Annotated in this window: 12 protein-coding genes; 5 read left to right on the top strand and 7 right to left on the bottom strand. The window is 53.7% G+C overall.

From position 1 onward, the window contains the following. Nucleotides 1-63: 63 nt before the first annotated feature. Together cysB and topA are read right to left on the bottom strand one after the other, a co-directional pair. On the bottom strand, nucleotides 64-1,038 hold the full coding sequence (gene cysB, locus NNN71_RS19000) for an HTH-type transcriptional regulator CysB (protein ID WP_035892921.1): 975 nt from the start codon (nucleotides 1,036-1,038) through the stop codon (nucleotides 64-66). A gap of 180 nt (nucleotides 1,039-1,218) precedes the next feature. Further along, nucleotides 1,219-3,816, bottom strand: coding sequence for a type I DNA topoisomerase (gene topA, locus NNN71_RS18995; RefSeq protein ID WP_271459113.1), 2,598 nt, complete (start codon nucleotides 3,814-3,816; stop codon nucleotides 1,219-1,221). Between the two features lie 395 nt (nucleotides 3,817-4,211). Between topA and NNN71_RS18990 the strand changes: the two genes are divergently transcribed. After that, nucleotides 4,212-4,463, top strand: coding sequence for a YciN family protein (locus tag NNN71_RS18990; protein WP_064546024.1), 252 nt, complete (start codon nucleotides 4,212-4,214; stop codon nucleotides 4,461-4,463). A gap of 80 nt (nucleotides 4,464-4,543) precedes the next feature. Here the strand turns inward: NNN71_RS18990 and sohB are convergent, their stop codons facing one another. Next, the gene (sohB, locus tag NNN71_RS18985) at nucleotides 4,544-5,590 is read right to left on the bottom strand and encodes a protease SohB (RefSeq protein WP_167576056.1); all 1,047 of its coding nucleotides are present in this window, start codon (nucleotides 5,588-5,590) and stop codon (nucleotides 4,544-4,546) included. Nucleotides 5,591-5,843: 253 nt separating this feature from the next. On the opposite strand from sohB, the gene NNN71_RS18980 reads away from it, so the two are divergent. Further along, complete coding sequence (locus NNN71_RS18980) at nucleotides 5,844-6,602, top strand: YciK family oxidoreductase (RefSeq protein WP_271459112.1); 759 nt, start codon at nucleotides 5,844-5,846, stop codon at nucleotides 6,600-6,602. Then, nucleotides 6,599-7,189, top strand: a complete 591-nt coding sequence (gene cobO, locus NNN71_RS18975; protein ID WP_065357586.1) for a cob(I)yrinic acid a,c-diamide adenosyltransferase — start codon at nucleotides 6,599-6,601, stop codon at nucleotides 7,187-7,189. The genes NNN71_RS18980 and cobO overlap by 4 nt, the downstream gene beginning before the upstream one ends. Here cobO and NNN71_RS18970 read toward each other — a convergent pair. The 4 genes from NNN71_RS18970 to rluB form a co-directional block, all read right to left on the bottom strand. After that, nucleotides 7,161-8,135, bottom strand: a complete 975-nt coding sequence (locus NNN71_RS18970) for a helix-turn-helix transcriptional regulator (RefSeq protein WP_271459111.1) — start codon at nucleotides 8,133-8,135, stop codon at nucleotides 7,161-7,163. The genes cobO and NNN71_RS18970 overlap by 29 nt on opposite strands. A gap of 23 nt (nucleotides 8,136-8,158) precedes the next feature. Then, nucleotides 8,159-10,510: a beta-glucosidase gene (locus NNN71_RS18965; protein ID WP_271459110.1), complete on the bottom strand. Its 2,352-nt coding sequence runs from the start codon at nucleotides 10,508-10,510 to the stop codon at nucleotides 8,159-8,161. 17 nt (nucleotides 10,511-10,527) lie between these two features. Further along, on the bottom strand, nucleotides 10,528-11,889 hold the full coding sequence (locus NNN71_RS18960; protein ID WP_223802467.1) for an MFS transporter: 1,362 nt from the start codon (nucleotides 11,887-11,889) through the stop codon (nucleotides 10,528-10,530). 181 nt (nucleotides 11,890-12,070) lie between these two features. Beyond that, on the bottom strand, nucleotides 12,071-12,973 hold the full coding sequence (rluB, locus tag NNN71_RS18955; protein ID WP_065357590.1) for a 23S rRNA pseudouridine(2605) synthase RluB: 903 nt from the start codon (nucleotides 12,971-12,973) through the stop codon (nucleotides 12,071-12,073). Nucleotides 12,974-13,340: 367 nt separating this feature from the next. Here rluB and NNN71_RS18950 point away from each other — a divergent pair. Further along, nucleotides 13,341-14,551 (top strand): IS3 family transposase gene (locus NNN71_RS18950; protein WP_271459109.1). Its coding sequence is split into 2 segments (ribosomal slippage): nucleotides 13,341-13,575 and nucleotides 13,575-14,551, totalling 1,212 coding nucleotides; the frame shifts between segments, so codons are not numbered across the junction. Nucleotides 14,552-14,643: 92 nt separating this feature from the next. Continuing rightward, the coding region (locus NNN71_RS18945; RefSeq protein WP_271459108.1) for a hypothetical protein at nucleotides 14,644-15,208 on the top strand (565 nt) is incomplete at its 3' end.

Here is a 15,208-nt window from a genome sequence, read left to right as displayed (position 1 = left end):
GATTGGGGTGGGTAATATAAGCCTTTTCGCCCCCGATGCCCGGGGGCGGATAATCATGGAAGATTACTTTTCCGGTAGCTTAATATCTTTGAACATGGCTTCAATGTCTTCATTAGAGCGTAGCGCTACCGCGGTGTCGACCACGTCGCGGGTCAAATGTGGGGCGAAGCGCTGAATGAAATCGTACATGTAGCTACGTAAGAAGGTGCTGCGGCGGAAGCCAATCTTCGTCGTGCTGTGGCTGAAAATACCGTCTGCGTCGAGCTTAACCAGATCCGGATCGGAGATAGGATCGACGGCCATGCTGGCAATCACCCCTACCCCAAGCCCCAGCCGCACGTAAGTTTTAATGACATCGGCATCGGTGGCGGTAAAAACAATACGCGGCGTCAGGCCTGCGCGATTAAACGCGGTGTCCAGTTCGGAGCGCCCGGTAAAGCCAAAGGTGTAGGTTACCAGCGGATACTGCGCCAACTCTTCAATCGTTACCGACGTTTTGGATGCCAGCGGATGCTCCGGCGTCACCACAATCGAGCGGTTCCAGTGGTAGCAAGGCAGCATCACCAGATCGTCATACAGGTGCAGCGCTTCAGTAGCAATGGCGAAGTCGGCGTTGCCTTTGGAGACCGCCTCAGCAATCTGGGTTGGCGAGCCCTGATGCATATGCAGCGACACCCGCGGATAACGTTCAATAAAGCCTTTAATCACGCCCGGTAAGGCGTAACGCGCCTGCGTGTGAGTCGTGGCGACGTACAGCGAGCCTTTATCCGGCCAGGTATGTTCGCCCGCCACAGATTTGATGGCGTCGACTTTCGACAGAACTTCCCGTGCAATACGGATAATTTCCTGACCTGCCGGAGTGACCTGCGTCAGATGCTTGCCGCTGCGGGCGAAAATCTGAATACCCAGCTCATCCTCCAGCATTCTGACCTGCTTACTGATGCCCGGCTGCGAGGTGTAAAGTCCTTCAGCGGTAGAGGAGACATTAAGGTTGTGATTGACCACCTCAACGATATAGCGGAGCTGCTGTAATTTCATGCGGTTGTATCCAGTCTGTACTCAGAAAGCGCTCATAAAGACGATTTAATCATAAGAAATGCATCTGCTATAACCACTATATCATTTATAGCAAGTGTGTATAGATGGAAACAAAAAATAATAACGAGGTTATAAAAAAGGGCCGCTATGCGGCCCTTTGTGAAGTTTTTGCGTGGAACGTTACTTTTTCGCTTCGACCCATTTACCGTCAACGAAGAACGCTGACCAGCCTGTCGCTTTACCGTCTTTTTCAGAGGCGACGTACTGCTGTTTGGTCTTACGGCTGAAACGTACCATCGTTTTATTACCGGCAGGATCCTGCTGCGGCGCATCGGCCAGATAACGCAGTTTCTCCGGCAGACGGTCGCGGAAGCGGTACAGCTCTTCCACCAGCGGCGCACGCGTTTCACGCGATTTCGGGAAAGTGTTAGCGGCCAGGAATACCCCGGCAGCGCCGTCACGCAGCACGAAATAAGCGTCAGACTTCTCGCACGGCAGCTCCGGCAGCGGCACCGGATCTTCCTTCGGCGGCGCGACTTCACCGTTACGCAGAATTTTACGCGTGTTCTTACACTCGTCGTTGGTGCAGGCCATGTACTTGCCGAAACGTCCCATTTTCAGGTGCATTTCGGAGCCACATTTCTCACACTCAACGATCGGGCCGTCATAGCCTTTGATGCGGAACTCGCCCTCTTCAATCTCGTAGCCGTCGCAGGTCGGGTTGTTACCGCAGACGTGCAGTTTACGCTTCGGATCGATCAGGTAGCTGTCCATCGCCGTGCCGCATTTCTGGCAACGACGTTTGGCGCGCAGCGCGTTGGTTTCGGCGTCGTCGCCTTCAAGCACGTTCAGCACTTCGTTTTCCGGCACCAGGTTAATGGTGGTCTTGCAGCGTTCTTTCGGCGACAGCGCATAGCCGGAGCAGCCAAGGAACACGCCGGTGCTGGCGGTACGGATACCCATTTTGCGTCCGCAGGTTGGGCAATCGATACTGGTCAGCACCATCTGGTTCGGCTGCATGCCGCCCTCTTCCGGCGCTTTCTCAGCGGTTTCCAGCTGCTTGGTGAAATCACCAAAGAACAGGTCCAGAACCTGCTTCCACTCGGCTTCGTGATTCGCCACGCGGTCGAGGTGGTCTTCCATCTGCGCGGTGAAATCGTAATTCATCAGATCGCGGAAGTTCTCTTCCAGACGGTCGGTGACGATTTCGCCCATTTTTTCGGCATAGAAACGACGGTTTTCAGTGCGTACGTAGCCGCGATCCTGAATGGTCGAAATAATCGAAGCATAGGTCGACGGACGGCCAATTCCGCGTTTTTCCAGCTCTTTCACCAGAGACGCTTCGCTAAAGCGCGCAGGCGGCTTGGTGAAGTGCTGGGCTGGCGTCAGTTCAACCAGGCTGAGCTTGTCGCCCTGGTTGACCATCGGCAGCGTGCGGTCTTCATCGCCTTTGCGCAGCGCTGGCATCACTTTAGTCCAGCCGTCAAAGCGCAGGGTACGACCGCGCGCTTTGAGCTTGAAGTCGCCCGCTTTCACGGTCAACGTGGTGGAGTCGTACTGCGCCGGCGTCATCTGACAGGCTACGAACTGGCGCCAGATCAGCTGGTACAGCTTCTGTGCGTCCGCTTCCATATCTTTTAACGCTTCCGCCTGAACGGCAACGTCGGAAGGACGAATCGCTTCGTGCGCTTCCTGCGAGTTCTCTTTGCTGGTGTACTGATTCGGATTTTCCGGCAGGTATTTCTTGCCAAAATTATCGCTAATATAGCCGCGAACCATGTTCACCGCGTCCTGACTCAGGTTGGTGGAGTCGGTACGCATATAGGTGATGTAGCCCGCTTCATACAGACGCTGCGCCATCATCATGGTTTTCTTCACACCGAAGCCCAGACGCGTGCTGGCAGCCTGCTGCAACGTTGAAGTAATGAACGGCGCGCCCGGCTTGCTGCTGGTCGGCTTATCTTCACGCTCCAGCACGCTGTAGCTGGCTTTTTCCAACAGGCTGACCGCCGCCATGGTTTCGTCGCGGTTAACCGGACGGAACGGCTTGTCGCCCTGATGGGTGACTTCCAGCGCCAGAGCATCGCCGCCAGGCGTAGTGGTATTCGCGTCAACTTCCCAGAATTCTTCTGGAACGAAGGCTTTGATTTCACGCTCACGCTCAACCACCAGACGCACGGCAACGGACTGCACGCGACCTGCAGACAAACCGCGAGCGATTTTTTTCCACAGCAGCGGCGAAACCATGTACCCCACGACGCGGTCCATAAAGCGACGCGCCTGCTGAGCGTTAACACGATCAATATTCAGTTCGCCCGGCTTTTCAAACGCCTGGCGAATCGCATTCTTGGTAATTTCGTTAAACACCACGCGGCTATAGCGCGTTTCATCACCGCCGATCACTTCCCGCAGGTGCCATGCAATGGCCTCCCCTTCGCGGTCAAGGTCGGTTGCGAGATAGATGTGGTCGGCTTTTTCCGCCAGCTGTTTGAGTTCCGAAACTACCTTTTCTTTGCCTGGCAGCACTTCATAGTGTGCCGCCCAGTCATGCCATGGGTCGACGCCCATGCGGTTAACCAGCGCGCCTCGTTCATCCTTTTTAGGCTTTTTGGCCGTTTTGGTGGAGGTAGAGTCAGCGCTCTTTTTGGCGGCTGAGCCACTTGTCGGCAAATCGCGGATGTGACCCACGCTGGACTTAACCACGTAGTCATTACCCAGATACTTATTGATCGTTTTGGCTTTTGCCGGGGACTCAACGATAACGAGAGCTTTACCCATATTCACCTTTACCTAATTTGATTCTTCCAGGAATACATCGCACATGTTCCACGTTCCACTGGCGACAAGCCTTGTATGTTGCGGCAACGCCAATGGATATCAACCCTTTACTGACCGGCTTTTGATGTAAGCACGCAGATGGCTGAGTTCACAGACTTTTTTTCGTCAGGAGCTATAGCACGAAGAATATTCGGTCGAATGTCAAGCAAATCTGTTGCCAGATTGCCGAAAGCGTCACACTGTACCTGATAAAATTCGTTACGCAACTTTATTAGCATGCAAACACCAATCATGCCAACTCTGCGGTAAAATCGTTACCCCTGGTAAACGTCGGGAATATTTGCCCACGACGGGCGCCCGGCGTAAACTAGCGCGAGAATTTTGAGGAGTTGAATATGTCAAATAATAGCCAACCTATCGATCGCCAGACGCTGCTGATTGAAGCCAACCGCCTTATTCGCGAACACGAAGATACTTTAGCCGGCATTGAAGCTACCGGCGTTGAGCAACGCAACGGCGTGCTGGTCTTCAGCGGCGAGTACTTCCTGGATGAACAGGGCCTGCCTACGCCGAAAAGCACGGCGGTGTTTAATATGTTCAAGTATCTCGCCCACGAGCTGTCTGAAAAATATCACCTGGTTGACTGAGCTTAAGGCTGTCGCCTGAGCAAAAGAAAACGCCCGGTAAACAACGTTTACCGGGCGTGATTATTTTGAGGCCTGATGGCTTAAAGCATCGGTTTTTGCCCGCGCTGCCACCAGCGCATCATCAGACGATCCGCGCTTTCCGCGGCGCTGCCGGTAAAGCGGTCCATCATTTTCTTACGTTGCGTGTAGCGAACGTTGACCACTTCGTGATCGGCCATCAGCCCCAGCAGCAGTTCATCGCTGGTACCCACTTCATCAACCAGCCCTTTTTCCTGCGCTTGCGAGCCATACCAGTGCTCACCGGTCGCGACCTGTTCGATATCCAGCGTCGGACGCATGGTCTTCACAAAATCTTTAAACAGATGATGAGTTTCGTTCAGCTCTTCGCGGAATTTCTGTCGCCCTTCGTCGGTGTTTTCGCCCAGCAGCGTCAACGTACGTTTGTACTGACCCGCGGTGTGCAGCTCAACGTCGATATCTTTATTTTTCAGGAAACGGTTGAGGTTTGGGATCTGCGCGACCACGCCAATCGAACCGAGAATAGCGAACGGCGCCGCGACGATTTTATTCGCCACGCAGGCCATCATGTAGCCGCCGCTGGCCGCGACTTTATCGACTGCGACCGTCAGCGGGATCTGCTTATCGCGAATACGCTGCAGCTGGGAGGCCGCCAGCCCGTAACCGTGCACCACGCCGCCGGGGCTCTCAAGACGCAGCACCACCTGATCCTGCGGTGTGGCGACCGTGAGCACGGCGGTAATCTCTTCCCGCAACGAGGCAACTTCGTGGGCATCCATGCTGCCTTTAAAATCCAGCACCCACGCGCGCGGTTTGCCGGAGACGGCGCTTTCGCCCTGCTTCGCTTTGGCCTTTGCCGCCTTTGCTTCTTGCTTCAGTTTTTTCTTTTGCGCTTTATGCCACAGCTTCTGCTGCGGCCCGTCGAGCAGCGCCACGGCTAAATCTTCCTGCATGTCCTTGTGCTGCTCGCTTAAGTTGGTGATCCGTAGTTCACCGCGCTGCCGCTTGCGCGACGTCAGATTGACAATCAGCACGGCAATGACGGCAATAGCGACGACAACCGTCACGATCTTCGCGAGAAATAGACCATATTGAAAAAGTAATTCCACACATCCACCTTGTACAAAAATCACATAATCTGTCGCTCAGTGTACAACACCGCGTCCGGTACGTCTCGACTGGAGTATCAGCCCTCGAGGCCGCTTCCAGATGATTTTTTTGCAAATGAAATCATTGCAAATTGTTAATTAGACGTTGTCTCTCCGGTGCGCCGATTGAAATAGCGAAGAGATTCAGGCATAAAGCCCAAAAGCGATGAAAAGTACATAAAATATGGCCGCTAAAGGCCATAGAGGAGCTACCGTGCACTATCAACCCCAGCTCGACTTGTTGCAGAATCGTATCATCCTGGTCACCGGAGCCAGCGACGGTATCGGGCGAGAAGCCGCTATCACCTACGCGCGCTATGGCGCCAGCGTCATTTTATTAGGTCGTAGTGACGAAAAATTACGTTCAGTTGCGCAAGAAATCAGCAATATCAGTGAATTACCGGTCCGTTGGTATACGCTGGATCTGCTAACCTGTACCCCACAAGCCTGCCAGCAGGTCGCGCAGCAAATCGGCCTGCACTACCCGCGTCTTGATGGCGTGTTGCATAACGCCGGACTGTTGGGGGACGTGGTCCCCATGAGCGAGCAGGATCCGCAGGTCTGGCAGCAGGTGATGCAGGTTAACGTCAACGGCACCTTTATGTTGACCCAGGCGCTGCTGCCGTTGCTGCTGCAATCGGATGCCGGTTCGCTGGTCTTCACCTCCTCCAGCGTGGGCCGTCAGGGGCGTGCAAACTGGGGGGCCTATGCGGTGTCGAAATTTGCCACCGAAGGCATGATGCAGGTGCTGGCCGAAGAGTATCAGGGGCAGTTGCGCGTCAACTGTATTAACCCCGGCGGCACGCGAACCAAAATGCGCGCCAGCGCCTTCCCGACGGAAGATGCGCTGAAGCTCAAAACCCCTGCCGATATCATGCCACTGTATCTGTGGCTGATGGGCGATGATAGCCGGCGGAAAACCGGTATGACTTTTGATGCCCAACCCGGGCGTAAACCAGGAATTGCCCAATGAGTGATGAACGTTACCGCGAACGCCAGCAACGCGTGAAAGAGCGCGTCGCGGCCCGTGTCGCCGCCGCCCAGGACACACGAGGGATCGTGATTGTGTTTACCGGCAACGGGAAAGGCAAAACGACCGCCGCCTTTGGTACCGCCACCCGTGCGGTCGGCCACGGCCATAACGTCGGGGTGATTCAGTTTATTAAAGGCACCTGGCCGAACGGTGAACGTAACCTGCTCGAACCGCTGGGCGTTGAGTTTCAGGTGATGGCCACCGGGTTTACCTGGGACACTCAGAACCGCGAAAGCGACACGGAAGCCTGCCTCGCCGTATGGCAGCACGCCAAACGGATGCTGGCCGATGAGACGCTGGATATGGTCGTACTCGACGAGTTGACCTACATGGTGGCCTATGACTATCTGCCGCTGGAAGAAGTCTTAACAGCGCTGAAAGCGCGACCGCAGCATCAAACGGTGATCATCACTGGCCGCGGTTGCCACCGCGATATCCTCGACTACGCCGATACCGTCAGCGAGCTGCGGCCCGTCAAGCATGCGTTTGAAGCCGGGATTAAGGCGCAGATTGGGATTGATTACTAAGCTGCGTTAGCCTGTCGAGCAGCGCGGCGTTGAGCGGCAGGCACAGGCAATCTTCGCCCTGTGCCAGCGTACTTTCCGCTAAATTCTGTCGCGAAATAAAGCGTTTACGGTACTCGGTTGGCGTCAGCCCACAGTACTTATTAAAGGCGGCAATCAGCGCCTTATGTTCCTGAAAACCACAGCTGTGGCTGATGTCGGTGATCGGCGTGCGGGTGTCACGTAGCAAGGTGCGGGCTTTGTTCAGCCGCACCAGCGTCAGATATTCTTTGAAATTGTGTCGACTGACCTTTTTAAACAGCCGGGAAAAGTACGAGTAACTCATGCCGCTATGCTCGGCAACATCGCTCAAGGTCAGCGGCTGGTCGAAGTGCTGATTAATGTAATCAATCCCCTCTTTAATCATCGCGTCTTCCCGCAGCGTACTTTCAGCCAGCTGAGTCGGTTGCCCGGCTGCCACCAGCGCGTCCAGCAGCAGATAGATAGCCGCAAAGCGCTGAAACGGCGCATCGTTGTCGATAATCCGCGCCAGCAACGACTGTAGCCGGGGGTAAACGGCGCTGTCGGCTGGCGTCATGGCATGGCGATGCGTTCGCCAGTTCAGCAATGGCGCCGGGTGCAGTTCATCAAACAGTCCCGGTGAAAACTGCACGGTCACCAGTTGGCTGCCGTCTTCTTCCGCGCTGAGCGCGTGTACCTCTTCGGCATTGATATACAGCATCTCCCCCGCATGAAGCGCTACGCTTTGCTGCCCCACCGCCAGCGAAAACCGCCCGTGCAGCACGGTGATAAGCTCCGGTGCCGGGTGCCAGTGCGGCTCGCAGTAGCGAACCTCCGCCGCAAAAACGTTGAGTTTCTCCGCGTCAAAGGCTATCAGCTCGTAGCCGCTGGCCGTCTGCCGCCCGGTATGGGCGGCCGGGCGAGGATGCGTTACTGAAAAAGGAAACACGCGCCTTCTCCTGTTATTAGCGGTTAGTCTGTTCCGGCCAACACCGCGTTCAGTTCATCACGCTCGATGTCCAGCGCCAGAAACTCGGTCAGCGCGATCAGCAGACCGCAGAACAGATCGGGCGCCAGGCGAATCAGCTTTTCTCGTACCTGTTCCGCAGGCATCTGGCTTTTCCCGGCAATCAACTGTACGACCCGGGCAAAGGCTTCCGGCTGCTGAATCAGCTGTTGCAACGAGTTATCATCGCGGAGCGGCACGTAGCGCGGCGGGCAATCAACCTCAAACGTCGCGCTCAACGGCAGATCGCGGGAGGACGCCCCCACATGAAGCTGCCATTCCCCTGGCGTAATAACCCAATCGGCCAGACCCGGATGATAGCAGGCAAGCTCGGCGATCGGCAGTTGCAGGCTGACACGGCGGGTTTCCCCGGCGGCCAATGCGACTTTAGTAAAGCCCTTTAAGGCACGCACTTCACGAATCAGCTCGCCTTTTGGTGCGGAAACATACAGTTGAACGACCTCTTTACCGTCATACGCCCCTACGTTGCGTAAATCAAAGGTGACGGTAAGCGTATCATCTGCCCCGGCATGCGTCGTCGAAAGCGACAGGTTATCATAGGCGAATTGCGTATAGCTTAAGCCAAAACCGAACGGGAACAGCGGGTTCAGGCGACGTTTATCGTAGTAACGATAGCCGACAAACAATCCCTCACTATAATGGTGACGCAGGTTTTCCCCCGGATATTGTAGCCAGGCCGGGGTCTCTTCCAGCGTATTGGGTACCGTCACCGTCAGCTTGCCGCAGGGGTTGCGCAGCCCGAACAAGATTTCCGCCACCGCGCGTCCCATGCCCTGCCCGGCAAAGAAGGTCTCCAGCAGCGCTTTACAGCCGCCCAGCCACGGCATCACGACCGCATCGCTATTAGCCAGTACCACCACGACATTTGGCTGCACTGAGGCCACCTCGCGAATCAGACGCTCATGGACGGCCAGAATATTGAGATCCTGCCGGTCACCGTTTTCGCCATCCTCACCCACTGCGGTACTGACGAAGATCACCGCCACGTCGGCTTCCTGTGCCACTGCTTTTGCCTGTACCAGCGCCGCTTCGTCATCGCGTAGATCGTCAGGCGCGCCAATCGCCCAGCGCACGCTGAAATCATCACCCGCAAGGTCGAAAATTTCGTCCAACGGACGGTCAAGCAGATACGGTACCGTGGTTGCACAGCCGGAGCCCTGAATCACCGGCTCCTGCGCCGGCTTACCCAACACCGCAATACGCGGCGTTTTCTCCGGACGCAGCGGCAGTAACCCGTCGTCATTTTTCAATAATACAATGGATTCCGCCGCCAACTGCTGCGAAAGCGCATGATGCGCCGGGAAATCGGCCTGTGCATTCGGGCGGCGGTGGCGCTGCACTTTATCCAGCAGTTCCAGCATTCGCTGGCAGGCACGATCCACCACCGGCATTGGCACTTCGCCGGATTCAATCGCCGCCAGCAGCGTCTGTTTATCGCGTCGGGTCTCCGGCATCGCCAGATCGTTACCCGCCAGCAGCGATGCGGGACGATCCTTCACCCCGTACCAGTCGGACATCACCACCCCCTGGTAGCCCCACTCGTCGCGCAGCACCTGGGTCAACAGGAACGGGTCCTGCGACGTTTGCACCCCATTCAGGCGGTTGTAGGAGGACATTACCGTCCACGGCTGTGACTTCGCGATCGCCCGCTGGAACCCTGCAAGATAGATTTCACGCAGCGCGCGCTCTTCGATAATGGAGTCCATTTCCGTACGACGGTACTCCGAGTTGTTGGCGGCGAAGTGCTTCAAACTAGCACCGACGCCTTCATCCTGCAGGCCGTTAATTAACGCCGCCGCGATATCGCCGCTGACGACCGGATCTTCGGCGTAGTATTCATAACCACGGCCGGCCAGCGGCGTGCGGCGAATGTTGATACCCGGCCCCAACAATATCCCAACGCCCATATGCTGGCACTCGCGCCCCAGCGCCTGGCCCATTTGATAAACCAGATCGATATCCCAGCTACAGGCGAGACTCGAGCCGTTCGGGAAACAGGTGGCTGGCAGCGAGGTACTGAACAAAGCTTCACTGCCCCCTTTCGCCGCCGACTCTTCAGCGTTAGCCTGGTCTGCGGTTTGGGTGATCACGGAGATAAAATCGTCCATGCTCCATTTTTCGCCACCGTCTATCTGCGCGCTGCTGTAACGCACGCCGTAGGTACCGTCGGTCATGACGATATCGTCAATACCGTGCTGCGGCAGGCTGGCCGTGCGCCACAGGCCGCTACCGGTAAGCAGCGCCACTTTTTCTTCGGCGCTCATCGCGGCGATAAGGGTTTTAAAATCACGATTCATGTCTCGACTCCCTGAGGTTAAAGCGCGTTCTGCTTGCGCAGACTGATTTTCTGAACGATATCGCGGTAGGTTTTTTCATCGAGCGAGTAGCTGGCGACAAAAATAGCGCTTATCGCGAACATGGCGCCGGGGAACAGCGTCATCAGGATATTGATACCGCTTAGCGCGCTGGCGCTAATGCTGGCGGCATCATAGTGGTAATAATCCAGCATCCACCCGGCACAACCGCCGCCGATCGCCATTGCAATTTTGGTGATAAAGTTGAAGAAGCCGTATATCGCGCCTTCGGTACGCACGCCATGATGCCATTCCGCATATTCCACGGTATCCGCAATCATTGACCACATGGCGACGAATCCCATGCCTAAGGTAATACTGAACAGGCACACCCCGGTCATAATTAACCAGATATTATCCCCGGCTACGAAATACTGCATCAGGACGCCCAGCACGCCAATCAATAGCGCCAGCAGGGTCATTTTCTTTTTCCCCATCATGGCGATGATTTTCTCAGAAACGACCGTCCCTAAAATATAAGCGGCCGACTGAATCATAAAGAACGAAGAGGTAAATCCTTCATTGCCAATGATGTATTTAATAAAGTAAATGGCGATCGCCATCCACACGGTATAGGCAATATAAAAGAAGACGGTAAACAGCGACAGGTTAATCAAAGGGCCATTGCCCATCACGGCGCGGAACATTTCTTTTAGGGTCGGCGCAGGCGAATCTTCCTCTTCTCCCACGCGCTCTTTGGTCATGCCAAAACAGGCGAGGAACAAGAAGGTCGCCAGCAACGCAAAACAGGAGACGGCAAAAACATAGCCCATCTGTTTGTCATCGAACGGTGAAATCAGGATATCCGCGGTGGTCGAAACAATCAGATAGCCGACGATAGCCAGCACAAAGCGATACACCGACAGCGACGAACGCGAAGCCTCATGCTGGGTTAAGCGGTTGGTCATCGCCGAATACGGGGTGTTTACCGCCGTGTAGGCCAGACAATAAATAGTATAAGAACACAGCGCAAACCAGAATTTTGCTTCGCCGCCCAACGGCAGGAAGCACAGTACCGTCAGCAGCCCAAGCGGAATCGAGCCGTATAATAACCACGGACGGAGTTTGCCGTAACGACTGTGGGTTTTATCAATAGCAAAGCCAATCAGAATATTAAAGATGGCATCCACCACCCGTGCAATAACAAAGATCAGGCTTGCCTGGACCGCGCTGATGCCGAAGATATTGGTATAAAAAAATAATAAAAAAAGCGAAACGAAACCGAAGGATAAATTAGAGGCAAAATCGCCAAAGCCATAGCCTATCTTTTCTTTAACGCCGATAACCACATAGCTTGCCGAGAGTTTTTTCGTTGTTTCCATTTCGGGCTACCTGTTTGAGTAATCTGTGGCGTCAGTATATGGCGGGCGCTATTTTATCACTTTGCGTTCTTTGTCTGGGGAATTCCTGTTTTTTGTCTTTATACAGAAGTGTGAATAGAATCACAGGAGAAGAGAAATGCGGGAATAAAGTTCCGGCGGTGGCCCGCCGGAACACAGGTGCTTACCCTTTCGGGTTATTACGCGTGCTGGAACGGCGGTTGCCGTTATTCGCATTATTGCCGGTGGTCGTGTGACGCTTCACGGCGCGACGAATCTGATTCGCCTTCATGCGGCGTCTGTCTTTTTCCACCGCCACTTTTGACGAGGTTTCCGGCGGCAGCTCAACCAGCTCACGCAGGTAGTTGGTTTGCGCCAGGTCCAGCTCGGTCCAGCCGCCGCGCGGCAGGCCTTTCGGCAGAGGAATATCGCCATAGCGAACGCGGATCAGGCGGCTGACCTGCACACCCACCGCTTCCCACAGACGACGGACTTCGCGGTTACGGCCTTCAGTCAGGGTCACGTTGTACCACTGGTTGATGCCTTCGCCACCGCTGAATTTAATGGTTTTGAACGCTGCCGGGCCATCTTCCAACTGCACGCCACGAGAAAGCTGACGCACTTTGTTGTCGTCCACTTCGCCAAAGACACGCACCGCGTACTCACGCTCAACTTCACGACTTGGGTGCATCAGGCGGTTCGCCAGTTCACCGTCGGTGGTAAACAGCAGCAGACCGCAGGTGTTCACGTCCAGACGGCCAACAGCAATCCAGCGCGCGCCGCGCAGTTTCGGCAGACGATCAAACACGGTCGGACGCCCTTCCGGGTCGTTGCGAGTACAGAGTTCGCCTTCCGGTTTGTAATAGGCCAGAACACGGCAAATCTGTTCGACAGATTCTTTCACGGAGATCAGATGGCCGTCGATACGAATTTTGAGGCCCGGGATCACTTCAACGCGATCGCCCAGCTTGGCAATTTTGCCATCGACGCTCACGCGGCCCGCTTCAATAATCGTTTCAATTTCACGACGGGAGCCATGGCCAGCACGAGCCAGCACTTTTTGCAGTTTTTCGCTTTTATCGCTCATAGAGCTTCCTTCAGGTGTCGCCTTCACAGGCGTCTGGTATACTTTCAAAAACAACGAGTTAGCACCAATAACAACTTAACTCACTGATATATAACTATTTCATGGTACACAACATGGCAAACAATATGTCACACACGCTGTCACACACAATGATTCGTGGGCGCACATACTACACTAACTTTAGACTAAATGATTCAACAAGTTTTGTGCGTCTGAGTCTCGGTACTGATAGCCGAAAGCAAGCGGAAGTGATCATGAATCAGATCCGTCCTTTCATTCCACTTGTGCAGAATGGAACGATGAGTGAATCGCCACGGGTTTAACAGACACCCCAGAGTCATTTAAGATGACTTAAAGAGAGGTGCCCATGAGCGGTAAGCGTTATCCTGAAGAGTTTAAAATTGAAGCAGTCAAACAGGTTGTCGATCGTGGTCATTCTGTTTCCAGCGTTGCAACTCGTCTCGATATCACCACCCACAGCCTTTACGCCTGGATAAAGAAGTACGGTCCGGATTCTTCCACTAATAATGAACAGTCAGATGCTCAGGCCGAGATCCGCCGACTCCAGAAGGAGTTAAAGCGGGTTACTGACGAACGGGATATATTAAAAAAAGCCGCGGCGTACTTCGCAAAGCTGTCCGACTGAGGTACGCCTTTATCCGTGACAACAATCGTTGCTGGCCTGTCCGCCTGCTCTGCCAGGTGCTGGATGTGCATCCGAGTGGGTTTTACGCCTGGCTTAAGCAGCCACATTCACGACGGTTTCATGCTGACCTGAAGCTGACGGGACATATTAAGCAGTTCTGGCTGGAGTCGGGCTGTGTTTATGGCTATCGCAAGATCTATCTCGATCTGCGGGATTCCGGGCAACAATGCGGTGTAAACAAAGTCTGGCGGTTGATGCAACGTGTGGGGATAAAGGCTCAGGTCGGATACCGAAGTCCACGGGCGCGTAAAGGTGAAGCCAGTATTGTGACGCCCAACAAGCTCCAGCGGCAGTTCAACCCGGAAGCACCGGATGAACGTTGGGTTACGGACATAACCTACATCCGAACCCACGAAGGCTGGTTGTATCTGGCCGTGGTGGTTGACCTGTTCTCCCGAAAAGTTATCGGCTGGTCAATGCAACCCCGAATGACAAAAGAGATTGTCCTGAACGCATTACTTATGGCGGTGTGGAGGCGTAATCCTCAAAAGCAGGTACTGGTTCACTCTGATCAGGGCAGTCAGTACACCAGCCATGAGTGGCAGTCGTTCCTGAAATCACACGGTCTGGAAGGCAGCATGAGCCGTCGCGGAAACTGCCACGACAATGCGGTTGCGGAAAGCTTTTTCCAGCTACTGAAGCGCGAACGGATTAAGAAAAAGATCTACGGAACTAGAGACGAAGCCAGAAGCGATATTTTTGATTACATCGAAATGTTTTATAACAGTAAGCGTCGGCATGGTTCGAGCGAGCAGATGCCACCAGTTGAATATGAAAACCTATATTATCAACGACTCAGAAGTCGTCTAGGTTATCCGTGGCGATTCAATCGTAGAATAACCAAGAGCACGACCAATACACTCAATCTTTAATCTATTGTAAAATCATCTAAAAATGGCTAAATTGAATGTGGCAGTTTAATTGATAACTAAATCTTTTTTGAAATTTCCTCTAGGCGGTTAATATGAATGCAATATTGTCCGAATTAAAAGTTGAACTTGAAAGTATCATATCTAAGTTGAATACAACGATTGTCAACAATGAGCCATTTAGCACCTTACATGGTAATTGGACTTTTCCTGGGATCACTAAAAGTGAACTAATTGATAAGGCCCAGGCTACAATTTCGCTAATCGATAGCGTGGATGGAGAGTTCTTTGAGGATCATAACGATTTCTTCTCTAATTTCAAAAAGAGATTAGAGTTCCTCTCTAATTCCACAGTTCCTAATTTAGTTGGAAATCCTGCAGCAGGTATCCCTCCATATTTAATCACACTCGACTGTCTTAGGACAGAATTAGAAAAAATACTAAACAGGAACCATGCAGCAGATCTTCAAAAGGCAGTTGGAAAAATAAGATCCTTGGAAGCCAGATTAAAAAGTGTTGAACCCCGTATGGAATCACTATCTGTTATGGTAGAACGGATTGAACACGCATATAACACGGCTGAGCAGTTACCTGCTGATATGGAGTTGCTAAATGAGTCAAGAGATAAAATAAAAGATATAATTACCAAGTCTGCTAAGG

Source organism: Kluyvera sp. Awk 3, assembly GCF_028069715.1.
GTDB lineage: Bacteria > Pseudomonadota > Gammaproteobacteria > Enterobacterales > Enterobacteriaceae > Kluyvera > Kluyvera georgiana_A.
This window is presented reverse-complemented; position numbering and strand designations above follow the sequence as displayed.